This is a genomic window from Staphylococcus sp. 2S1 (genome assembly GCF_046721335.1).
Classification (GTDB): Bacteria; Bacillota; Bacilli; order Staphylococcales; family Staphylococcaceae; genus Staphylococcus; species Staphylococcus equorum_A.
On record NZ_JBEUUJ010000003.1, the window covers coordinates 941,505 to 963,631 of the forward strand.

A 22,127-nucleotide genomic window follows, 5' to 3' on the forward strand; every position below is an offset into this window, starting at 1 on the left:
AAGTAAGTTGAATATAAATATATTGCTTATTTTATAAATATATCACAAATTATACTTTTATTAAAAAAATAGCTTCTCTTTAGTTTTATTAAAATTGTTAACAAAATATTAATTTTATCTACTAAAAGTTAAATTAATATTTTTTTGTTGATTATTGTCATTGTGCTTTTTAAGGATGGTTAATGAAATTAGAGGGAAGGAAGCAATGTCATATATTGAGTCGGTGAAGTGAAGGCTGAAGTGTAAAAATCCATCATTGCTTTATGATTATAAGCAATGATGGATTAGAGTGTTAGTAATACTATTAAATATTTAGATTAATGGCCGGCCATCCAAGGTCTGGCAGTGTTTGTGATTGTTTGATTTTTTTGTGGTAATTTATCTTTAGTGACTACTTTTGGTTTTTGTCCTTGTTCGATGCGTTTTTTTAACTTTGAGTCCATTCCATAAGTTTGAAAAGCAGTATATACACGTTTAGATAAATGGCCACATGCGGGACATGAAACGTTATCGTGTGTGTCATTCATAGATTGACGAATTGTAAATTCATCACAGTTTGGACATACATATGTGTAGTTTGGCATTATTCATCAGGCTCCAATTCGGGTAAAATATCGCCCTTGAATATTTCCCGGGGAATGGCAATGGTACAACAGGCATTAGGGACATCGACAATACCGGCTACGGTGCCTTGAACAGGTGCTGATCCTAGTAACATATAGGCTTGTTCACCTGTAAAACCACGCGTTTTTAAGAATTCAATTGCATTTAAACAAGCATTCCGATAAGCAGTGTTTGCATCTAAGTATGTTTGGTCTCCGTTAAATTCATTAACTGAAATACCTTCAAAAACAATATAGTCTGTATAATTTGGCATAACAGGGCCGGGTTTAAATGCAGGATTTTTCTTGATTTGGTATTTCTCCATCCCATTTTTAATTACGTTTACGCGTAATTCAATCCAACCTGGCATTTCAATTCCACCGCAAAAAGTGATTTCACCATCTCCTTGAGAGAAGTGTAAATCTCCTACAGACAGTTTGGCGCCATCAACGAATACAGGAAAATAAATACGAGAACCTTTTGATAAATTTTTAATGTCACAATTGCCTCCATTTTCTCTTGGAGGCACTGTTCTTGCACCTTCTTTTGCTACACGTTCAAAATCATTTCCTTTAAGATCACCTAGTACGACTGCATCAGTTTCGGGTAAGTTAGCTAATACAGGTTCACGATTAGGGTCAGTATCGACCAACGCTTGTTCACGTCGATTCCATTCATCAAGCATGTCTTGTGAAGGTGCGACACCGATTAATCCTGGATGAATAATACCAGCAAATTCAACGCCAGGGATATGACGACTCGTAGCGTATATCCCATTGAAATCCCAAATTGATTTTTGAGCATTTGGATAATGATCTACTAAAAAACTTCCGCCATTCGTTTTATCAAAAATACCGTTAAAACCCCATTCGTGTTCTGGGAATGTACCTATGTCTAGTATATCTACGACTAATAAATCACCAGGTTCAACACCATTGATGTGAACAGGTCCACTTAATACATGCACACGGTTTAAATTAACGTGTTTGATATCACTTGCATCATCGTTATTGGAAATTTGTCCATCTGTCCAATCTAAACATTCCATACGAAATGATTCACCAAGTTCTACTGAAAAAGCTGCTGGAATATCTGGGTGCCATCGGTTATGTCCAGGGTGATCTTGTTGGTCCATTTTCTTACTTAAATCAATATTGAATAACTTTTTTGGCATAATAAGCATCCTCCTACTTAATTTAAATAGATAAAATGTGACTGTATCATATGTTGAATAAATAATAACACAAAATGTGTAAAATTATAATTAAATTGAGTGGATGGATAAATAAGAAAAGAGAAAGTTAAAAACTAAGAAAGTATATAGCAAAGAAGGAATGTTATTTTAATTATTAATAGCGTGTTTTAAGCTGTATATATAATTATTAAAAGCATTGTTAAATTCATTATAGAAGTTTGTGTTTCTTGACAATCACGAATAATAAGTATATGTTTGTAATATTAAATAAAAATAAATATAGTCGTTGAATACTGCTTTTTTCACGATATTAAAGCTTTAGCAAGCTGTTAATAATCATATTGGCAAATTGAAAAAGTGTACGAATAGTGTTGAAAAGTTAAAATCATCCGTCATATAAGATTAAATGTAATATTTTTAGATTATAAAATTCATAAACATTTATACATATAAGGTAGCAAAGCAAATCACTTCGTTAAAAAGTGCGTTGCAATGAAGCCGACAATTGTAATAAACCGTCCGTGGTTTATTGTATATTGTCGGCTTTTTTTAATGGGAAAATAACTGAACATACTAAGTTATACATAAAAGTAGCTTGATTTTGTAACACTAAAATTAATGTAAAAAGAAAGGAGAATCCAATATGTTCACATCGCTTAATGTATCAATACTGTTAATAATATTTTTCATCACTGTTATTGTTTCTGTATTGAGTGGCATCATGTTTTTAAATTCACGCATACCATTGGCGTATGTGCGCATACATATATTTTTAGTGGCTTTACCACCACTTGTAGCATTTATCGGACTTATAGGCGCACCGAAAAATATAGAAGTAGGATTTTGGTATTCGGATTTTCTAGCATGGTTAATGGCCTTTTTCGTTTTAGTCATAGGCTTAATCATTCAACGTTATTGTGTACAGTATCTAATGGGCGATCGAAGTTATAGAAAGTACTTCACTTTATTTACAATTACCACTAGTTTTGCCGCAATGGCTTGGTTAACAGGTGATTTGCGTATTATGGTGATCAGTTGGGGCGTAACGTTACTTGGTTTAACGCTATTAATTAGCTTAACAAGCGCTTGGAAAGTGACAAGAGCTGCCGCAAAAGTAACCGGTAAATTGTTTTTGTTAAGTTGGCTAGCATTATTGTTGGCGGTAGTGTGGATTGCATTATTAACTGGTGAATGGCAATATACCTCGATTTTCACAGCTACAAATTTAGCTCAAATTAATGCGTGGGAAAGTTTTGGTATTAATATGCTCATTATATTAGCAGTTATGGTGCCACCTGCACAGTTTCCATTTCAAAGATGGTTAATAGAATCAGTCGCAACACCAACACCGGTGTCGGCGATTATGCATGCAGGTATTGTGAATGCGGGTAGTATCATATTGGCGAGATTTTCACCGATATTTAATGGTGACATTGCAACATTCGTATTGTTATTGTTTGCCAGTATTTCTGTACTGATTGGTGCAGGTATAAGTTTAGTGCATGTAGATTATAAACGCCTTTTAGTAGGATCTACAATTGGACAAATGGGCTTTATGTTAATCCAGTGCGCAATGGGTGCATACATTCCTGCGATTATCCATTTGATTTTACATGGTTTATTTAAAGCAACGCTCTTCTTACGCTCTGGTTCGGCGGTGCGTCACTTTAATGTACCAAGACGTGCTAGTGAGAGAATGTCATATTTATGGATTATATCAGGTCGTGTATTAGCTTTGGCTATTGGTTTAGGTTTTTGGCTTACATCTCCTGGTGAAGGCTATCGTTTAGTGAGTGGCCTCATCTTAGCTTGGTCATTATCGGTATCATGGACACAACTTGTTGCATTTGGAGAAGGGAAATTCGGACGTATCATGGGATTATTGATACTCATTGTCGTTGGCTCAGTATACTTTATCGTTCATCACTTCTTCGCTAGCGCCTTACATACGATGACTTTCAATAGTGTTCAACCACCTATGCTTGTCGTTGTAATTGTAGCTTTAATGCTCTTGATTGGTAGTTTAATGAGTACATGGGTCGCACGTAATCGTTCATCGGTCGCATTTTCAATATTATATATGTGGCTTGTACGTATTGGGGATGCAAAAGCTGACACTGTAGAACGTCATCCAAACTACCTTAAAACATATTTAACAAAAGGAGGACACTAAAATGGGGGAAGCAAATAGAGAGACAGACTATGTTTCACAAAACAATCCTAATGATATTCGAACATTAATTGATGCCGCAAGTAAGGTTATTGTCCCGTTATCGCCCATTTCAGTGTTTGCGGCAAGAAGTCCGTGGTCTGGGTTAGAGGATAAAACATTTGATGAAGTTGCACATTGGCTTAAACAAGTGCGAGAAGTAGATATTTATCCTGCGATAGCAAGTATATTAGAAGCTAAGAAACAGGGCGAAATAGACGAGCGTAAGATAGAGGAACAATTCCAACAGTGGTTGGAGCAAGCGTCATTAGCAATACCAAGAGAAAATGCAATGGAATATGGGCGTAATGCTTTAAAATTACATCCTTTAAAATCTAATCATCATGTACAAGGGCAAGTCGATGCATTGGCACAACAGTTAGAGGATTTAGATTTATCAAGTGATGTCAAAAGCTCAACGCCGTTATTGTCTACGTATGTAATGGATGAAAATAATAAAAAATTAATCGATACAGTGGATTATCACGTTATTAAGTGGTGTAAGTTATTTGTTGATGATGCACAATCAGGGTGGACAATGCCCCATCGTGAAAAAGGATTATTCTATTCTTGGAAACGTTTAATCCAATATGATCCAGCGTTAACGAAAGCTCAACGTGCCCGGTTAAAGACTTTACCTGATGATGCTGAGTCATTAATTAGAGCCACATTGTTAAAATTAGGTATTGCTGAGGCAGACACGCAAAATTATTTAGAGAATCATTTATTATCATTACCAGGTTGGGCAGGTATGATGCTATGGCGAGCATGAAAATAATAGTAAAATGGAGTCGTTGTTATTAGATTACCTTGCGCTTCGTTTAGGCATGGAGTGGGTAATCATGGAACCGTATTTATCAGACTTACCTACAAATGATACATCAGCGAATCAATCTATTTCATTAGCGGATTGCATTTTGTCATGGATGCAATGGGGCGGTTTTACGGCACAACAATGGGACAAATTAACAACGCAAGAACAACAGCAACATGTGTTATTTGCCGTTCAGTTTAATGATCAATTACGTCGTAAATTATTGTTAGAGGCTTGGGAAGCAACTTATAATCAGCAATTAAGAAAGATTATTGCGCCTGAAAAGCAAGTGTTGGTGGAGAATGACACGCCACTTGCACAAATGGCATTTTGTATAGATGTACGTTCTGAGCCATTTCGTAAACAAATTGAAGCAGCAGGTCCCTTTGAAACGATAGGTATTGCAGGGTTCTTTGGTTTGCCGATTGCCAAAAATGAACTTGGAAATCAACATAGCCATCCATCTTTACCTGTAATGAATAAGCCACAGCATAAAATTAAAGAATATACACAGGAAAAAGAACCAACTATTTTCCGACAACGTAAGCATGTACTTGAATCGGTCACTTATACGTTTAAGAAAATGAAACAAAACGTGTTGCCTAGTTTACTATTACCAGAACTCAGTGGTCCGTGGTTAACACTACAAACATTTACACGCAGTTTTATACCAAATCGTGTAGGCAACGTGATTCGCAAGTTCTATGCAGGTTGGTTGCAAAAGCCAGAAGATACAGCACTTACGCTTAATCATCATCATCGTAGAGAAGATGGTTTGCCTGTAGGGTTTACAAAAGATGAGCAGTTAAATTATACACGCCAAGCGCTACGCTTAATGGATTTAACGACAGACTTTTCACCTTTAGTTGTTATGTGTGGTCATGGTAGTCAAAGCGCGAATAATCCGTATGCTGCCTCGTTAGATTGTGGTGCATGTGGTGGTGCGGCAAGTGGTTTTAATGGCAAAGTATTAGCACAGTTGTGTAATTTGCCAGAAGTGAGACAAGGGCTAGCACACGATGGTATTGAAATTCCGGAAACGACCGTATTTGCAGCTGCAGAACATCAGACTTCTGTGGATACATTAGAGTGGGTTTATGTACCAGAATTACCAGAAGTGGCACAAAAAGCTTATGATGCTATTGAAGCGAGCAATGCCTAACGTCAGCTATTATGCTAATGAACAACGCTTAGAACAATTACCAAATAATAATGTAACGAAGAAAAATCCTGTCAATGAAGCGCATCGCTTATCAAATGATTGGAGCGAGATAAGACCAGAGTGGGGATTAGCTAAAAATGCTGCCTTTATTATTGGACAACGTGAGCTAACAAAGCACAGTGACTTACAAGGCAGAGCATTTTTGCATAATTATGATTGGAAAAACGACCAAGATGGTAGTATATTAGCCAATATTATTGGTGGGCCTGCAGTTGTAGCACAATGGATTAACTTACAATACTATGCTTCTACAGTTGCGCCACATTATTATGGTAGTGGTAGTAAAACAACACAAACTGTGACAGCCGGCATTGGTGTTATGCAAGGGAATGCGAGTGACTTGTTAACAGGCTTACCTTGGCAATCCGTGATGTCGTCAGATGATAAAATGTACCATTCACCTATACGTTTACTTGTAGTGATCCAAGCTCCTGAAAACTTTGTGAAAGAACGATTAGAAGCGGATAAAGCATTCCAACAAAAAGTACAAAACGGTTGGGTGAGATTAGCAACGATTGATGAAGATGGCCAATGGCATGACTGGTCAACGGATTATTAAGCTATATTTAAATGTCATGTCATTAAAAATCTATGAGCATATTGATATCTTATCGTACTTAATTTATTAAATAAAATATAAATGATTTCCCGGGTGATATTGTAGAACTGTGGAGAAAAGTATGCAAAAATGATAATGTTATCTTTATTCAAATAATAATCTAACTTAACCTCATTTTGGTTCTACAGGAGATGCATACTAAATGAAAACAACCAAAGGCACTTACGAGTCTGAAATCAGCAAAGCAATTACACAATGGGAAAAAGACTTCCTTGGCCGTGGCTCTCTTTCTGTAAAAACAGATATATTGCGCGATATGATTATTGTGAGTTTACAAGGTGTATTAACACAAGCAGAGTATAAAGTTTGTGAAACGAACGAAGGGCTAGTAACAATTAAAAGAACACGCTCAAAACTCGTGGAATCAGGTATTGAAGCACTCGATGACATTGTATTATCCATTACTGGTGAAGAAGTCAAAGGCTTTCATACTGATTTAAGTTCTCGTACAGGTGAACGTGTGATGATTTTTAAACTTCATAATGACCTTGAAAAACAAATTGCTGAATAGAAAAATTCACAGTATTTATTAATGAAAATTAAATTCTAGAATTTTAAAAAGCCTAATCAATTTCCGAATAGAAGTTGATTAGGCTTTTTAATATTGTAATTAAAGTATTTTTGGCAAAACAAGCACTTACCGATGTAAGGCTCAGTAAGTGCTTGTTAATTATAGGAATTCAGAAGAACCGTTTACTTAAAAATGACTATCATCATATATATATATATTTGGGTGTTAAAGAATCATAATCTTTAATTAGAGTTCTTAAGCGTTAACGTTTTGTTCTTATAATGGTAAAATACTTGATACTAAATCTAAAATTGTTTGTACGATATCTCCTAGCATAATACCCCTCCTTATAAAAGTTATGTAATCTCATAGTTCAAGACGTTATACAAAGTGTAAAATTGTCTCAATCTAAATTTACGAGGATTATTTTAAAAGTGATTTGAAGATGAGTTCAACGATGTTTTCGATCATTTCAATTCCCTCCTTCATAAATGCTATCTTGTAATTACTATTCTACTTGGTCTAATACTAAGTTTAGGATTTGTTCTACTAGAGTTGCTAACATTGTATGCACCCCCTTTATCTGAATATTATAATAAATACATTTAAATTTGGTGGAAATTCCCCAAGTGTCTAAATTTAATGCGTAAGTGTTAATATGTTAAATTTATTGTAATTTTATATAAATTTAGTTGTATTTTAAATATTATAAAAAGATGTTGATTAATTTTTAATATGTTTAAATAGTACTACATACATTTGAGAGGTAGTGAATATGACTTGTTTAAAAATTTATACAAAAAACTTAAAAAACACTTGAATTTTGTGAGTATTTGGTAGTATAATTTTAAATTGGGTGTTAAAGAATCATAATTTTTAATTATGGTTCTTTTTCTTTTGCCATTTTTTAAGTTATTTAGGCTATCTTACGCCTAAGAATAAGATTAAAGGTATACATAAAAGTTAAATTAATAATAAAATTTCAATCTATGCGACACTAGTCTATTTGTAGAAATATTCCGTGAATCTAGTGATGATTGATATAAAGCTTCATTAAACGCCTCATTTTAAATCTTAATTACAGAATAAGGTTTAAAACTATCCTTCTAGATACATTTTTAATAAACTATATAAGTCTATAATTATTTTAATGAGAGAAAATAGTTATGTATTTGTAAGGATATACTCAGATAGTTCTTAATTATAAAATAGCTTATGAAATTAAAGCTGAAGTTGGATTTATTTCATAGAAAAATTGCTTATAATAGAATGGTATAGAGTATGACTAAGGAGGAAGTGTAGTTGGATCAAATTAAAAGTATCCTTTATTCGTTAATTGAACCGTTAACGAAGCCAGAGACATATCAAACGTTGATATCGAATGTTATTATGATTTTTGTTTATATCATTGTGGCTTGGATTGTCCTACGTTTCATAAATAAAGCGATAGCACAATTCTTTAAAATACAAAATAGAGGTAAAAAAGCGAATAAAAAACGTTCCAAAACTTTAATAGCATTAGTTCAAAACGTAGTAGCATATGTGGTATGGTTTATAGTATTGACTACAATTTTAAGTAAGTTTGGTATAAGCGTTGGAGGCATTATTGCCAGTGCTGGTGTTGTTGGTTTAGCAGTTGGTTTCGGCGCACAAACAATTGTTAAAGATATTATCACAGGTTTCTTCATTATTTTTGAAAATCAATTTGATGTAGGAGATTATGTTAAAATCAATAGTAGTGGTACTACCGTTGCAGAAGGCACAGTACAGTCCATTGGTTTGCGTTCGATGCGAATTAATACGATTACAGGTGAGTTAACAACATTACCTAATGGTAGTGTTGGTGAAATTACAAACTATTCAGTAACGAATGGTGAGTCAATGGTAGAAATACCAGTTTCCGTAGAAGAAGATATAGATAAAGTAGAAGAGATATTAGTCGAACATTTTGAAACAATGCGTTCTAAATATTACTTATTTATATCAAATCCAGAAGTGGTTGGTATTAATTCCATTACAAGAGATGAAATTACATTGTGGATTTCTGCTGAAACGATACCTGGAGAAGGATTTTCAGGTGCACGTATTTTAAGAAAAGAGATTTTAAAAGTATTTAAACAGCATGAGATTCAAATACCGAAACCTATGATGGTGCAATACGATGCGAATCAACAAAATAATGCATAAGATGTTCGGAGGTGTGACAGAATGACATCAAATTACGGTTTAAATGATATTGTAGAGATGAAAAAACAACATGCATGTGGCACGAATTGTTTTAAAATCATTCGTGTAGGTGCAGACATCCGAATAAAATGTGAAAACTGTCAAAGAAGTATTATGATCCCAAGACAAACTTTTAATAAAAAACTAAAAAAAATCTTAGTGTCTCATCAAGATACTGAAAATAAGGAGAATGAATAATGGCTTTAACAGCAGGTATAGTTGGTTTGCCCAACGTAGGTAAGTCTACACTTTTCAATGCAATCACAAAAGCAGGTGCACTGGCAGCGAATTATCCTTTCGCGACAATCGATCCTAACGTAGGTATCGTAGAAGTACCAGACAGCAGATTAGATAAATTAACAGAAATGGTACAACCAAAGAAAACAATTCCAACAACATTTGAATTCACAGATATCGCCGGAATCGTTAAAGGGGCTTCTAAAGGTGAAGGACTTGGTAATAAATTCTTATCACATATTCGAGAAGTAGATGCAATTTGCCAAGTGGTACGTGCATTTGACGATGATAATGTGACACACGTTTCAGGACGCGTAGACCCAGTTGATGATATCGAAGTAATTAATATGGAATTAGTATTGGCAGATTTAGAATCTGTTGAAAAACGTTTGCCAAAAGCCGAAAAAATGGCGAAACAAAAAGATAAAGATGCAGTGAATGAAGCACGCATTTTAGCAAGAATTAAGGAAGTATTAGAAGAAGGAAATCCTGTTCGTAGCCTTGAATTTAATGACGACGATCAAAAATTTGTGAATCAAGCACAGTTATTAACTTCTAAAGAAATGTTATATATTGCAAACGTGGGCGAAGATGAAATTGGCGATGAAGATAATGAAAAAGTTAAATTAATTCGTGAGTATGCGAGCAAAGAAGATTCAGAAGTTATCGTAATTAGCGCTAAGATCGAAGAAGAAATTGCAACGCTTGAAGATGAAGATAGAGAAATGTTCTTAGAAGACTTAGGTATTGAAGAGCCTGGTTTAGATCGTTTAATTCGTACAACATACGACTTACTTGGTTTAGCAACTTACTTTACTGCAGGTGTTCAAGAAGTACGTGCATGGACGTTCATCTCTGGTATGACAGCGCCACAGTGTGCGGGTATTATTCATACAGACTTTGAGCGTGGTTTTATCCGTGCCGAAGTAACAAGCTACGATGATTACGTTGAATTCAATGGTGAAAATGGTGCCAAAGATGCTGGGAAACAGCGTTTAGAAGGTAAAGAATATATTATGAAAGATGGCGACGTCGTACACTTTAGATTTAACGTGTAAGATAAGCACGGAGCCTTCTCATTACAGAATAGTGATGAGAAGGCTTTTTTATTTTAGCTAAAACTACAATGTGTATTTATGTGGAATTTTACACAATTGTATAAATGTAAAATAAAGAACGGGGCGATGGACTATTCAGTAAATATAAATGCAATCAATTCAGTTGTGCATTAAATAATTATGTTATGTAAAATTAAAGTTAACTTTTAGTAAAAATATTATTTTCCTCCACAAAATGATTTTATTGAAAATTATTTTATGTTAGTCTGTATTTAGACACTTCAAGGGGGTGCATCATATGTTAGCAGATCTAGTTGAACAAATTCTTGGATTAATCCTTGATCAAGTTGAATAGTAAAAATACAGTGAGTAGGTTTATGTGATGGGAGGGGCTCGATTATGATAGAAAATATTGTCGAACTAATTTTTAAAGCATTACTTAAATAATACGAGGTATTTTGTGTAACATTTATATTTTAAGTGTCACTTAAATTAAACAGTTAGAATAACAACATTCGATGTTTAGAATTAGGAGGCGTTACTATGTTAGGCGAATTATTACAAACAGTATTAGACTTAGTATCAAGCATCTTACCAGTATAAAATTACCTAGAAGTACCCTAATTAAAGATTATGATTCTTTAACACCCAATCAAAATACATTTATATTTAACGACTTATAACGTTGAATATAAATATATAAGAGGCCGGACAACCAATCGTGTTGTTTGGCCTTTTTTCTTACCATAAAATTATGGCATACGATGTTAACATTTTAAAAAAGACAATCCCTGTAATAGAGATTGTCCTTGAGTGCCAACAAATTCTTTGCCTTTGTTGTCATTTATTTGTGCATTATTTCCACGGGCACAGCCTCAACCTGTAATCTTCGACTAGTGCTTTATTAAAGAGCCAGGAGTCGCGGCCCAAATCGTTGACGTTATTTAAATGATCCTCATATATTTTGAAAGTATATGAATTTAAGATGTAAACCATGATGTATCGACACCTGGGCCAGTATAGTTTGCATCGACATTTTGGTCTAATTCTGGTGATGCGTAACTATCAGTATATTGCCATAAAACGTGTTCACTAGCGGGTTGATCAGGATTGTAATTGGCAATCCAATAACCATCATATTCACCGACAGATTCTGAAGCATGTTCCTTCATGAAATTTTCATATGAATAGAATAATACTTTCTTGTTGCCGCCTAAACTTTTCATTTCATCATACCATGCAGATGTACTTTCTTCTGTAGTACCCGAAGTGACTGTATCTTGTTCAAAGTCATTGATGTAAAAGCTAGCTTTAGGTGCACGGTTGTATAACGTTTGCGCTTCGTAGCGTGCATCTTCAGGATTTTCATACATACTATAAGAATATACGCCAAAGTCCAAATCGTGTTTGTCTAATAAAGCTGAATTGTGTTCTAATGATGCATCCACTTTTTCAGAACCATATTGAGCACGAATAATGATGAAGTCGTAATTAGCTTTAAGGTCTATAACTTCTTGTTCTGTTAAGTCACCTTGCCATTCTGAAATATCTAGAACACGTTCGCCAGATTGTGTTGTGCTTGCTTCAGACTGTACCTCATTTGAACTTTGTTTGGATGATTTTTCAGGGTGTTTTTCAATGTATTGTTGATAGCCATACCCCATCGTTCCTTTTTGGTTTGATGTATCTCCAGCGGCGTGTGCTTGCGTTCATTGCTAACGTTGATGCAAATAATACACTTGCAGTGACTAAACCTTTTTTGATTACTGAAACCATAATATGCTCCTTTGTATGTAATTAATATTTTGAAAATGCTAGGTGCTAAATAAGGTTATAATTATAAAAAACGAACTCAGATTGTATGCTATTAGAATTAAAAAGATTTAGCAACCATATATTTTATGGAATCAATTTTTTATTAAGATTAATTTTATTTAGAATTTAAAAAATGAAAGTCAGCATAAAGCGTTTTGCAAGAAACTTTTGAAAGGCATTTTATTGTGACTGTACAGCATGTTTCATATGAAACATTTTGATAAATTTTAGATTATAGCAGTGTAATAACCATTGTAAAATGTAATGCGCTGTGCTATAATTCTTGATTGTGAGTAATGAAAATTATTCCTTGCTTATCACATATGATGATGAGCCGCATAGACCACAAGGAGGTGCAATTATAAATGAGAACATATGAAGTTATGTACATCGTTCGTCCGAACATTGAAGAAGATGCTAAAAAAGCTGTTGTTGAACGTTTCAACGGTATTTTATCTTCTAACGGATCAGAGGCTTTAGAAGTTAAAGATTGGGGTAAACGTCGTTTAGCTTATGAAATTAATGATTTCAGTGAAGGTTATTACAACTTAGTACGTATCCAAGCTGAAGACAATGAAGCTACTGATGAATTCCAACGTTTAGCTAAAATCAACGATGATATCATCCGTTATATCGTAATTCGTGCAGACGAAGATAAGACTAAAAAATAATAATTGGGGGTTCGTTTAAATGATAAATAGAGTTGTTTTAGTCGGTCGTTTAACGAAAGATCCAGAATATAGAACAACACCCTCAGGCGTGAGTGTTGCGACTTTTACTCTAGCAGTAAACCGTACGTTTACAAATGCGCAAGGGGAACGCGAAGCAGATTTCATTAACTGTGTTGTTTTTAGAAAACAAGCAGATAATGTGAATAACTACTTATTCAAAGGTAGTTTAGCCGGCGTTGACGGTCGCATTCAATCACGTAGCTACGAAAACCAAGAAGGACGTCGTATTTTTGTAACTGAAGTGGTTTGTGATAGTGTTCAATTCCTTGAACCTAAAAATCAAAATCAACGTCATGCCCAAGAAGGAAATAACAATTTCCAAAACTTTGGCGGACAACAATCAGGTCAAAATACGTCATCTTATCAAAACAATAACCAAAACCAAAACAACAATAATAATAATAACAACAATTCATCAAACAACAATAACCAATCGGATAATCCATTTGCAAATGCAAACGGACCAATTGATATTAGTGATGATGACTTACCATTCTAATTATATAGCGTATATAAATAAGAAAATATCATAAAAAGGGAGGCAGTTACCATGGCAGGTGGACCAAGAAGAGGCGGACGTCGTCGTAAAAAAGTTTGTTATTTCACAGCAAACGGAATTACACACATCGACTATAAAGACACAGACTTATTAAAACGTTTTATCTCAGAACGCGGTAAAATTTTACCACGTCGTGTAACAGGTACTTCAGCTAAATATCAACGTATGTTGACATTAGCTATTAAACGTTCTCGTCATATGGCATTATTACCATATGTTAAAGAAGAACAATAATAGATATTGTATCTGAAAACCCCGTAAGCTTAGGCTTACGGGGTTATTTTTGTGGTTTTATATTGAATTTTAAGTAATTCTATAAGAATTTTTCAACAACTTTTACAATGGATTCTTTGTACTTTAGAATATCTAAAGGTTTATCAAATTTTATAATTGTTTTATCATCATCATTTAAAACAAATTCTGATTTAGTGTTAGTTATATAAATTCTCATAATCCATTTTCTTATATTATTATCTAACAGTATATTGAAGTAACTTCTATTATCTCTAAAAAAATACGCTCAGCGTCTGTAATTTCTGAAGCAATTACTTTAGTCATTGAATATGATTCGAGCTCTTCTTGTGTTGTTATAATATCATCTTTTTTAATAGGTTTGATTTCTTCTTCTTCGTTTTCTTCAATTGTAATTTTATTAGAAGAACTAGAATTTAATGCCGCATTTAAGCGATCAGTTACTTTTTCATTGATAAATATATTCAAAGTATTTTTTACAGTTGGAGTAAACTTATCAATAATTGTTTTTGTTTTAACACCTTCATACACTTCAGTTAATAAATATTTAACAAAATCCTCTTTAGGTTCTTCTAATTGTTTTTCGAAAAATGATTTAATTAAATTCATATATTTAAGCTCATAAGCAGAACTTGAGATATTATCAATATCAAAATTTTCCTTCTTAAATTTAAATAGTTCTTTAATACTATTTTCTTTCAATTTTTCAATATTTACTACTAAAAAAGGCTTGGTATCCATTTTATTTGGGATTTCTAAATCAGTGTAAAACCTATATTCAATCCCATTTGTTAAAATTCCGAATTTAGAAGTACTAGTACCGAAATATCTGAATAACTGCGAATCATGGTTATTCAATTTTTCATTAATAGATTTGCATTCTATTAATATAGAGGGAGAGTCATCAGTTATAATTGCATAATCAACTTTTTCGCCTTTTTTAATACCGACATCGCCTATAAATTCAGGTGTGAATTCCATTGGATTAAAAACATCATAACCTAGTAACTGAAAAAAGGGTAAAATTAAAGCGTTCTTAGTAGCTTCTTCAGTTTTAATATTATCTTTTAAATTAGAAACTCTTTTTTGAAGATCTTCTATCTTTTGAGTGAACTCTTTCATTTAACCATCTCCTAAAAAATTGTGAGCTACCTAAATATAGGTTGGTAAACTCCTTATTTTATACAATAGAACAAAAATACACTTGATAGAAATATGATACTTATAAGTTAATTATACACTCAAATCAATTTTATAGGAATGATTATTAATTAACTTTATATGTTGCTTGTATTCTAAAATAGAAATAATTGTTTTGAGAAGGTAAAAGAAAAGGCATACTTTATAAAAATATTATTACATATGCTAGATGAACGATTGATATTTGTTTCTAATCGTCGAAAAAGGGGTAATTGAATAAAAAGAATATAAATTAATCTTTGTTTTTTGTAACTGTGAAATATAAATCGTAACATATCTAATCGGGAAGGCTTTGTACATGAAAAGCCTAAATAAAAGAAGATTTAAAGCAACAAACTTAATTATTTCAAGTTTGGAGTGATGATAATGGAAGTATTAGCGTTGGTATTTCATTTATTGTGTTTAGTCATTGTATTAATTACAGGATTTTTCGCATTAAAAGAATTTAGAAAACCTATGAATGAACGTAACCAAAAACGAATTGATTCACTTTTAGTATTGGTACTTGTAGTCGCATTGGTTGCTATTTTATCTAGTGTGGTTATGGATATTTGAATATGAGCTACTGCCTTTTGAGGTAGTAGCTTTTTTGTGCAAAAATCAAAATAATGATTATGCTTATATAAAAATATTTAAAATAATAGCATAAAATAAAACTATGTTTTGTAAATAATCTTATAATATTATAAGATGAGACAATAAGGTGTTGTGCAAGGAATGGATGTTTATATAGTGTCGTGTTTTTAAAAATTTGAAATGGGAGATGTTTTTTATGAAGTACAGGATTAGTTTGTCATTAGTATTAGCAACGAGTTTATTGTTAAGTAGTACAGTTGCAACCGCACAAGAAGATAATGCTAATAAGAATACAGAAGAAACTAAAAATGAAAATACAAGTAAGGCAATAGATTTTGAAAAAGCACAAAAAATGAGTCCACAGGCTTTGAAAGATCAGTTAACACCAGGGGATTTGAAGCTACATGATAAAGTTGCAGAACATAATTCAGTAGAAATGAGTACATTTGCAAATAGAGCGTACCAAGACGTTAATACATACATAGACAATAACAACATACAACCTGCAGAAATAGTGCAAGATTCTCGTATGAATAATTTACCAAAATATAATTATAAATCAGGGAAATTCATCGGTGTCGTTATTCACGAAACTGCAAACCCTAATAGTACAATCGATGGTGAAGTAAATTACATGTATAATAACTACAATAATGCCTTTGTTCACGCATACGCAGGTAGTGACAAAATTATACAAACGGCACCAAGCGACTATTTAGCATGGGGCGCCGGAGCGAATGCTAACCCATATTTTTATCAAATAGAATTAACAAGATCTAACACGTTTGATGGTTTTGCTAAATCTGTGAACAACCAAGCTTATTTAACTGCTAAAATGCTAAAACAAAACGGACTACAACCTTCACTTGCAGATAACAATCAAGGAACTGGAACAATTATTAGTCATAATGCAGTTAGTCAATATTGGGGTGGGACAAACCATACTGATCCTGTAGGTTATTTTAACCAATGGGGCTATAACATGAATCAATTTTATAGTTTAGTTCAGAAACACTATAAAGAATTAGGTGGCGAAGATGACGATGCCATTACAGGTTCTACTTATAAAGTAGTTAAAGGCGATACATTGTATAGTATATCTAAGAGAAGTGGCGTAACAATTGATAATATTAAAAAATGGAATGACTTAAACGATAATACATTATCCATCGGTCAAACATTGAAATTGACGGACCCTGATAGTAACGATGACAGTATTTCAGGTGATACACATAAAGTAGTCGAAGGTGACACTCTATATAATATTTCTAAAAGAAGCAAAGTGAGTATTGAAGATCTCAAAAAATGGAATAATCTTGAAACGAATAATATCAGTAAAGGGCAAACACTCTACTTAGTTAAAACATATACTGTTGAAAAAGGTGATACATTGTATAGTATCGCTAAGAAACAAGATACAACAGTAAGTAAAATCAAATCTGATAATAATCTAGACTCAAATAGCATTAAAACAGGACAAATTTTAAAAATAAAATAGGCATGTAACGTTCATGCGAACATATACATTTAAATAAAACGCTCTATAGTAACAAATACTATAGAGCGTTTTTATTTATTTTTCATTAATTATGCCATCTTTATCTCTATCTTTTGATGGGTCATAACCCGGCATATCAGATGTTATTTCTCCAGGCTTAGCTACATCGATGTCTGAAGAACTAGAGTTGTTGTTACTTTCAGTTACCTCGGTTGAAGGTGACGTGGTATTTGATTTTGAATTAGTTTCATCATTTTGAGAGGCACTGTTTATTTCATTACTTTGACCACTATTGTTAGATGACTGGTTTTGGTCTGTATTATAATTAGAGTTATCAGTGTTTGTAGATTCATCTTGATTATATTCTGAAGTTGTATCTTCTGTATCGTTTGTTTCTTCATAAGTAGTTTGTTCTTGATTAGAATTGTTTTGATTTGAAGTATCATCAGTTTCATTTGAAGTGTTCACGTCATTGTTTTTAGGTTTTTTATCTTTCTCAGTATCATTATTCTTAGACTTTTCATTCTTTGTAGAACTTTTTGGTTCGTCATTTTTCTTGTTTTCGTTATTATCATTTGAATCAAATAGTGCACTACATCCACTAATGAGTAGTATCAATAGAATGATGAGTCCTAAGCACCCTAGGCAACCAAAACAACCGTTTTTCTTTTTCTTTTCCATTACAGTCTCCTCTAATTTAAAGTTTGCAATACTTATTAAAAATATTTTCGTTAATTTATATTTTTATAGCTACTAACATCATATATAATTAATTAACTCTATTGTACTACACCTTTATTGTTTGAGTAACCTCTTTTTTGATTTAAAGTACAACTATCTAAATGTTGTAGACTGCAGAAATGCTAAAATGACAGTTATATGAGGTTCTATGTATACAAAGTGTGCCTATAGTTATTATAAAGAATAATCTCTTAGTTACTCTTTGTTTTAGAAGCAGTCAAATGTTTTTAATAATTAAAGAAGGAGTGGTCACATGATAGCTAAAAATATTAAGTATCCTTATGTTAAATTATTGTTTGATGTAGTTGGTATATTATCTTTTATTACCTTGGTATTTGTATTTGGGATTAATTTTTACATAGAAAGTGATCCTAACGGAAATTTTAATGCGGGAATCACAATAAGCGGGAGCAACGCTATCGTATGTGGTATCTTATTTTGGGTGACAATTATCAGTGCTTTAGCATCCTTTCTTTTGAAAAAAATAAAATAATGAAAAACTTAAATTTTTAAACGCCTTACTATCATAGATAGTAAGGCGTTTTTTATAATACTTTTATTCTTTAAAGTTAGATAAATAGCGAGATAATATTATCTTCATACTCCGATTAAACTCATTTTCCTATAGTAAAGGAAAAAATGTCCATTAATGTGTAAGCGCATACATAGTATAGTTTGATAAACAAACAGAAGGGATGATTTATATGAAGAATATTTTATTATCATGTTCCGCAGGGATGTCTACAAGTTTATTAGTTACCAAGATGAAAGAGGCAGCAGAAAGTGCTGATATTGAAGTTAACATTGAAGCAGTATCAAGTGATAATGCTTTTTCAAAATTAGATAACTATGACGTGTTATTAATTGGTCCGCAAATGAGATTCATGAAGCGAAAATTTGAAAAATACGCTAAAGAAAACGATATCGAAATTCCTATTGATATTATTGATACTGTTGCATATGGGCGTATTGATGGTGATGGCGTATTAAAGCAATCACTAAATTTAATAGGAAAGTAGTGAAACCATATGGAAAATAAATTTATGGAAAAACTGGAAGATATATTATTGCCAATTGCAGATAACTTGAATAACAATAAGTATCTTTCGAGTTTAAGAGATGGATTTATGGTTGCTTTACCTTTAATTATTTTTGGTTCGATTTTTATTGTAATAGCCAATTTTCCATTTTTAGACAAAATATTATCTGAATCACAATTTTCGGCTTGGCAAGCTATGGTTGGACCAGACTTCAGAGTCCACGCTCTCGATAATGGGGCTATATGTAATTATAGGTATTGGTTATAAGCTGACAGAGAAAAATGGATTTGAAGGTATTTATGGTGCTGTAACAGCATTAAGTAGTGTTTTGATTTTAACACCTCAAGTTTTTGAAAAAACGGAAGGCGTCATACCGGTTGAGATTTTAGGAGCAAAAGGTATGTTCTTAGGTATTTTTGTATCTATTATTTCGTGTGAAATTTACAGTTATCTATGTCGGAAAGAGATAACAATTAAAATGCCTAATGGTGTACCAACTCAAGTGGCAAAATCATTTAGTGCTTTAATTCCTATTTCGGTAACACTTTCGGTGATATTAATTGTTAGAATATTAATTTCTTTTACGCCTTTCGATACATTACAAAACTTTATTTATACGATCTTGCAACAACCATTAACAGAATTAGGTAGTGGATTGACGGCTACAATTATTGCAGTACTTCTAATACAAATATTTTGGTTTTTCGGATTACATGGCCAAATTATTGTAAATACAGTATTTGACCCAATTTGGTATTCTTTGAATAACGAAAATTTAGAGGCATTTAAAGCAAATCAAGAGTTGCCTAATATTATTACCAAACAATTTATAGATACGTTCTTAGTAGGCATGGGCGGTACTGGTGGCACAATGGTAGTCATTATATTGATATTTATTGTTTCCAGAAGTCAGCAAAACAAAGAAATTGGAAAGTTAGGCGCCCCGACTTCTATTTTCAATGTAAACGAACCGATATTATTTGGATTACCAGTAATAATGAATCCAATTATACTTGTACCATGGATTATTGCTCCAGTAGTAGTAACGATAATAACTTATTTTTCTATGGGATTAGGATTGGTACCTAAGCCTTCTGGGGTCATTGTTCCTTGGACAACTCCTATTTTTATAAGTGGATATTTAGCTACAGGAAATGCTTGGCAAGGTGCAGTATTACAGCTATTTAATTTAATTGTTACGTTCTTAATTTGGTTACCATTCTTCAAAGTATTGGACAATGGCTATTTTAGAAAAGAACAAGAAAAATCAAAGGGTGAGGAGTAATATATCATGGATAATACAGAAATAGCATTCCAAATTATCTTGCTAGTCGGCAATGGTAGATCAAGTGCAATGGAAGCAATTCAATATGTGAAAGAAAATGATTTCGAGACTGCTAAGGAAAAAATGAAAGAAGCAGAACAAGAAATAAATAAGGCACATAATTTTCAAACAAGTTTATTGCAAGAAGAAGCACGAGGCAAAGATTACCAATTAAATTTAATACTTATACATTCACAAGATCATTTGATGAATGCACTAACGATAAAAGATATGGCAAATGAAATCATCGATATTTATCAAGAAATTAAAGCAAACAGATAGGAGAGAACTTTTATGAAAATTACTTTTCCAAAAGACTTTTGGTGGGGCAGTGCGGCAAGTGCGACACAAACTGAAGGAACGCAATCTATGACTGAACAATCTATATGGGATTATTGGTATGAACAAGAACCGAATCGATTTTATGATAATGTTGGACCAGATGTCACGTCGAATTTTTATAACACATATAAAGAGGATATTAAACTGATGAAAGAAACAGGGCACAATTCGTTTCGTTTATCCATTTCTTGGACTAGGATGATAAATCAAGATACGGGAAATACAAACGAAAATGCAGTTGAATTTTATAATAATGTCATTGATGAATTAATAGCTAATGACATTGAACCTTTTGTTAATTTATATCACTTTGATATGCCTATGAAACAACAAAACAAGGGCGGTTTTGAATCAAGAGAAGTCGTCGAAAATTATGTTGATTATGCACAAAAATGCTTTGATTTGTATGGGGATAGAGTAAAAAAATGGTTTACGTTTAACGAGCCAATTGTGCCTGTTGAAGGAGGTTATTTATATAATTTCCATTACCCTGATATAAATGATGCTAAAAGAGGTTTTCAATATGCTTTTAATACAATATTAGCAAATGCTAAAACAATTAAGTTATTTAAAGAACAGAACTATGATGGGGAAATAGGAATAGTCTTAAATTTAACCCCTTCTTACCCAAGAAGTGAAAATAAGGAAGATAAAAAAGCTGCATTAATAGCAGATTTATTCTTTAATAAGAGTTTTCTAGATCCTGCTACAAAAGGTACTTTTCCAGAGGAATTAGTAGAAATGATCAAAGCACAGGATTTACTGCCTTTTTATAAGAGTGAAGACTTGGAAATCATAAAACATAATACAGTAGATTTATTAGGTGTAAATTATTATTTACCTAGACGTGTTAAAGCTAAAGAAAGTATGCCTAACCCTAATTCACCCTTCACTCCAGAATTTTATTTTGATAATTATGAAATGCCAGGCAGAAAAATGAACCCTTATAGAGGTTGGGAAATTTATCCCGAAGGTATCTATGATATCATGAAAAACTTACAAAATAACTATGGCAATATTACTTCATTTATTTCTGAAAATGGAATGGGCGTGGAAAATGAAGCAAGGTTTATAGAAAACAATCAAATACAAGATGATTATAGAATTGAATTTTTGAAAGATCATTTGTATTGGCTTAATAAAGCGATTAAAGAAGGTGCAAATTGTAAAGGTTACCATATGTGGACATTTATGGATAATTGGTCTTGGATGAATGCCTATAAAAATAGATATGGATTTATTTCTGTAGACATTAATACACAAGCACGTACAATTAAAAAGAGTGGGTATTGGTTTAAAAAATTATCAGAGGAAAACATGTTTGAATTATAATATATAATCAATACTAAAGTGTA

Annotated in this window: 18 protein-coding genes and 4 pseudogenes; 16 read left to right on the top strand and 6 right to left on the bottom strand. The window is 32.6% G+C overall.

The genetic code is table 11. From position 1 onward, the window contains the following. Window positions 1–317: 317 nt before the first annotated feature. The 3 genes from ABLV90_RS04975 to ABLV90_RS04985 form a co-directional block, all read right to left on the bottom strand. The gene (locus ABLV90_RS04975) at window positions 318–584 is read right to left on the bottom strand and encodes an FmdB family zinc ribbon protein (protein WP_069816621.1); all 267 of its coding nucleotides are present in this window, start codon (window positions 582–584) and stop codon (window positions 318–320) included. Next, entirely contained in the window at window positions 584–1,777 is a 1,194-nt protein-coding gene (fmdA, locus tag ABLV90_RS04980; RefSeq protein ID WP_069816623.1) for a formamidase, read from the bottom strand. Before fmdA ends, ABLV90_RS04975 begins: the two co-directional genes overlap by 1 nt. A gap of 636 nt (window positions 1,778–2,413) precedes the next feature. Next, complete coding sequence (locus ABLV90_RS04985; protein WP_460872890.1) at window positions 2,414–2,560, bottom strand: hypothetical protein; 147 nt, start codon at window positions 2,558–2,560, stop codon at window positions 2,414–2,416. Here ABLV90_RS04985 and ABLV90_RS04990 point away from each other — a divergent pair. The 6 genes and pseudogenes from ABLV90_RS04990 (at window position 2,496) to ychF (ending at window position 10,694) form a co-directional block, all read left to right on the top strand. Continuing rightward, window positions 2,496–3,971: an NADH dehydrogenase subunit 5 gene (locus ABLV90_RS04990; protein ID WP_460872857.1), complete on the top strand. Its 1,476-nt coding sequence runs from the start codon at window positions 2,496–2,498 to the stop codon at window positions 3,969–3,971. The genes ABLV90_RS04985 and ABLV90_RS04990 overlap by 65 nt on opposite strands. A gap of 1 nt (window position 3,972) precedes the next feature. Beyond that, window positions 3,973–6,602, top strand: a pseudogene (locus ABLV90_RS04995) (DUF2309 domain-containing protein). Between the two features lie 202 nt (window positions 6,603–6,804). Next, entirely contained in the window at window positions 6,805–7,173 is a 369-nt protein-coding gene (locus ABLV90_RS05000) for a Na-translocating system protein MpsC family protein (RefSeq protein WP_002506093.1), read from the top strand. 1,302 nt (window positions 7,174–8,475) lie between these two features. Then, window positions 8,476–9,360 (top strand): mechanosensitive ion channel family protein, encoded by an 885-nt coding sequence (locus ABLV90_RS05005; RefSeq protein ID WP_285324075.1) that lies wholly within the window; start codon window positions 8,476–8,478, stop codon window positions 9,358–9,360. Between the two features lie 21 nt (window positions 9,361–9,381). Further along, on the top strand, window positions 9,382–9,597 hold the full coding sequence (locus tag ABLV90_RS05010; RefSeq protein ID WP_002506091.1) for a DUF951 domain-containing protein: 216 nt from the start codon (window positions 9,382–9,384) through the stop codon (window positions 9,595–9,597). Further along, window positions 9,597–10,694, top strand: coding sequence for a redox-regulated ATPase YchF (ychF, locus tag ABLV90_RS05015; RefSeq protein ID WP_427708301.1), 1,098 nt, complete (start codon window positions 9,597–9,599; stop codon window positions 10,692–10,694). The genes ABLV90_RS05010 and ychF overlap by 1 nt, the downstream gene beginning before the upstream one ends. Before the next feature lie 980 nt (window positions 10,695–11,674). Here the strand turns inward: ychF and ABLV90_RS05020 are convergent. Further along, window positions 11,675–12,470 (bottom strand): annotated as a pseudogene (locus ABLV90_RS05020) (GH25 family lysozyme). Between the two features lie 404 nt (window positions 12,471–12,874). On the opposite strand from ABLV90_RS05020, the gene rpsF reads away from it, so the two are divergent. Genes rpsF through rpsR form a run of 3 tightly spaced genes read left to right on the top strand, consistent with a single transcriptional unit; the run spans window position 12,875 to window position 14,033 of the window. After that, window positions 12,875–13,180: a 30S ribosomal protein S6 gene (gene rpsF / locus ABLV90_RS05025; protein ID WP_002511967.1), complete on the top strand. Its 306-nt coding sequence runs from the start codon at window positions 12,875–12,877 to the stop codon at window positions 13,178–13,180. Between the two features lie 19 nt (window positions 13,181–13,199). Then, window positions 13,200–13,739 (top strand): single-stranded DNA-binding protein, encoded by a 540-nt coding sequence (gene ssb / locus ABLV90_RS05030; protein WP_069816640.1) that lies wholly within the window; start codon window positions 13,200–13,202, stop codon window positions 13,737–13,739. Window positions 13,740–13,790: 51 nt separating this feature from the next. Further along, window positions 13,791–14,033, top strand: a complete 243-nt coding sequence (gene rpsR, locus ABLV90_RS05035; RefSeq protein ID WP_002506086.1) for a 30S ribosomal protein S18 — start codon at window positions 13,791–13,793, stop codon at window positions 14,031–14,033. Window positions 14,034–14,112: 79 nt separating this feature from the next. Here the strand turns inward: rpsR and ABLV90_RS05040 are convergent. Then, a pseudogene (locus ABLV90_RS05040) lies at window positions 14,113–15,173 on the bottom strand (type I restriction endonuclease). A 444-nt stretch (window positions 15,174–15,617) separates the two neighbouring features. Here ABLV90_RS05040 and ABLV90_RS05045 point away from each other — a divergent pair. Beyond that, window positions 15,618–15,806 carry a hypothetical protein gene (locus tag ABLV90_RS05045; protein ID WP_065337215.1) on the top strand — a complete coding sequence of 63 codons (189 nt, stop codon included), beginning with the start codon at window positions 15,618–15,620 and terminating at the stop codon, window positions 15,804–15,806. 217 nt (window positions 15,807–16,023) lie between these two features. Further along, window positions 16,024–17,325, top strand: coding sequence for a peptidoglycan recognition protein family protein (locus ABLV90_RS05050; RefSeq protein ID WP_069816643.1), 1,302 nt, complete (start codon window positions 16,024–16,026; stop codon window positions 17,323–17,325). 75 nt (window positions 17,326–17,400) lie between these two features. Here ABLV90_RS05050 and ABLV90_RS05055 read toward each other — a convergent pair whose 3' ends face one another. Continuing rightward, entirely contained in the window at window positions 17,401–18,006 is a 606-nt protein-coding gene (locus ABLV90_RS05055; RefSeq protein ID WP_069816644.1) for a hypothetical protein, read from the bottom strand. A 313-nt stretch (window positions 18,007–18,319) separates the two neighbouring features. Between ABLV90_RS05055 and ABLV90_RS05060 the strand changes: the two genes are divergently transcribed. The 5 genes and pseudogenes from ABLV90_RS05060 (at window position 18,320) to ABLV90_RS05080 (ending at window position 22,104) form a co-directional block, all read left to right on the top strand. After that, on the top strand, window positions 18,320–18,559 hold the full coding sequence (locus ABLV90_RS05060) for a hypothetical protein (RefSeq protein ID WP_069816645.1): 240 nt from the start codon (window positions 18,320–18,322) through the stop codon (window positions 18,557–18,559). Between the two features lie 211 nt (window positions 18,560–18,770). Then, window positions 18,771–19,085 carry a PTS sugar transporter subunit IIB gene (locus ABLV90_RS05065; protein WP_065337227.1) on the top strand — a complete coding sequence of 105 codons (315 nt, stop codon included), beginning with the start codon at window positions 18,771–18,773 and terminating at the stop codon, window positions 19,083–19,085. Window positions 19,086–19,094: 9 nt separating this feature from the next. Then, a pseudogene (celB, locus tag ABLV90_RS05070) lies at window positions 19,095–20,391 on the top strand (PTS cellobiose transporter subunit IIC). Between the two features lie 6 nt (window positions 20,392–20,397). Continuing rightward, on the top strand, window positions 20,398–20,712 hold the full coding sequence (locus ABLV90_RS05075; protein WP_460872281.1) for a PTS lactose/cellobiose transporter subunit IIA: 315 nt from the start codon (window positions 20,398–20,400) through the stop codon (window positions 20,710–20,712). Window positions 20,713–20,724: 12 nt separating this feature from the next. After that, the gene (locus ABLV90_RS05080) at window positions 20,725–22,104 is read left to right on the top strand and encodes a glycoside hydrolase family 1 protein (protein WP_069816648.1); all 1,380 of its coding nucleotides are present in this window, start codon (window positions 20,725–20,727) and stop codon (window positions 22,102–22,104) included. Window positions 22,105–22,127 lie beyond the last annotated feature (23 nt).

Excerpts from the sequence above, each read along its gene's own strand:
- ABLV90_RS04975 (WP_069816621.1), bottom strand. The coding sequence starts at position 584 with ATGCCAAACTACACATATGTATGTCCAAACTGTGATGAATTTACAATT.
- fmdA (WP_069816623.1), bottom strand. The coding sequence starts at position 1,777 with ATGCCAAAAAAGTTATTCAATATTGATTTAAGTAAGAAAATGGACCAA.
- ABLV90_RS04985 (WP_460872890.1), bottom strand. The coding sequence starts at position 2,560 with ATGCGCACATACGCCAATGGTATGCGTGAATTTAAAAACATGATGCCA.
- ABLV90_RS05000 (WP_002506093.1), top strand. The coding sequence starts at position 6,805 with ATGAAAACAACCAAAGGCACTTACGAGTCTGAAATCAGCAAAGCAATT.
- ABLV90_RS05010 (WP_002506091.1), top strand. The coding sequence starts at position 9,382 with ATGACATCAAATTACGGTTTAAATGATATTGTAGAGATGAAAAAACAA.
- ychF (WP_427708301.1), top strand. The coding sequence starts at position 9,597 with ATGGCTTTAACAGCAGGTATAGTTGGTTTGCCCAACGTAGGTAAGTCT.
- rpsF (WP_002511967.1), top strand. The coding sequence starts at position 12,875 with ATGAGAACATATGAAGTTATGTACATCGTTCGTCCGAACATTGAAGAA.
- ssb (WP_069816640.1), top strand. The coding sequence starts at position 13,200 with ATGATAAATAGAGTTGTTTTAGTCGGTCGTTTAACGAAAGATCCAGAA.
- rpsR (WP_002506086.1), top strand. The coding sequence starts at position 13,791 with ATGGCAGGTGGACCAAGAAGAGGCGGACGTCGTCGTAAAAAAGTTTGT.
- ABLV90_RS05045 (WP_065337215.1), top strand. The coding sequence starts at position 15,618 with ATGGAAGTATTAGCGTTGGTATTTCATTTATTGTGTTTAGTCATTGTA.
- ABLV90_RS05050 (WP_069816643.1), top strand. The coding sequence starts at position 16,024 with ATGAAGTACAGGATTAGTTTGTCATTAGTATTAGCAACGAGTTTATTG.
- ABLV90_RS05055 (WP_069816644.1), bottom strand. The coding sequence starts at position 18,006 with ATGGAAAAGAAAAAGAAAAACGGTTGTTTTGGTTGCCTAGGGTGCTTA.
- ABLV90_RS05060 (WP_069816645.1), top strand. The coding sequence starts at position 18,320 with ATGATAGCTAAAAATATTAAGTATCCTTATGTTAAATTATTGTTTGAT.
- ABLV90_RS05065 (WP_065337227.1), top strand. The coding sequence starts at position 18,771 with ATGAAGAATATTTTATTATCATGTTCCGCAGGGATGTCTACAAGTTTA.
- ABLV90_RS05075 (WP_460872281.1), top strand. The coding sequence starts at position 20,398 with ATGGATAATACAGAAATAGCATTCCAAATTATCTTGCTAGTCGGCAAT.
- ABLV90_RS05080 (WP_069816648.1), top strand. The coding sequence starts at position 20,725 with ATGAAAATTACTTTTCCAAAAGACTTTTGGTGGGGCAGTGCGGCAAGT.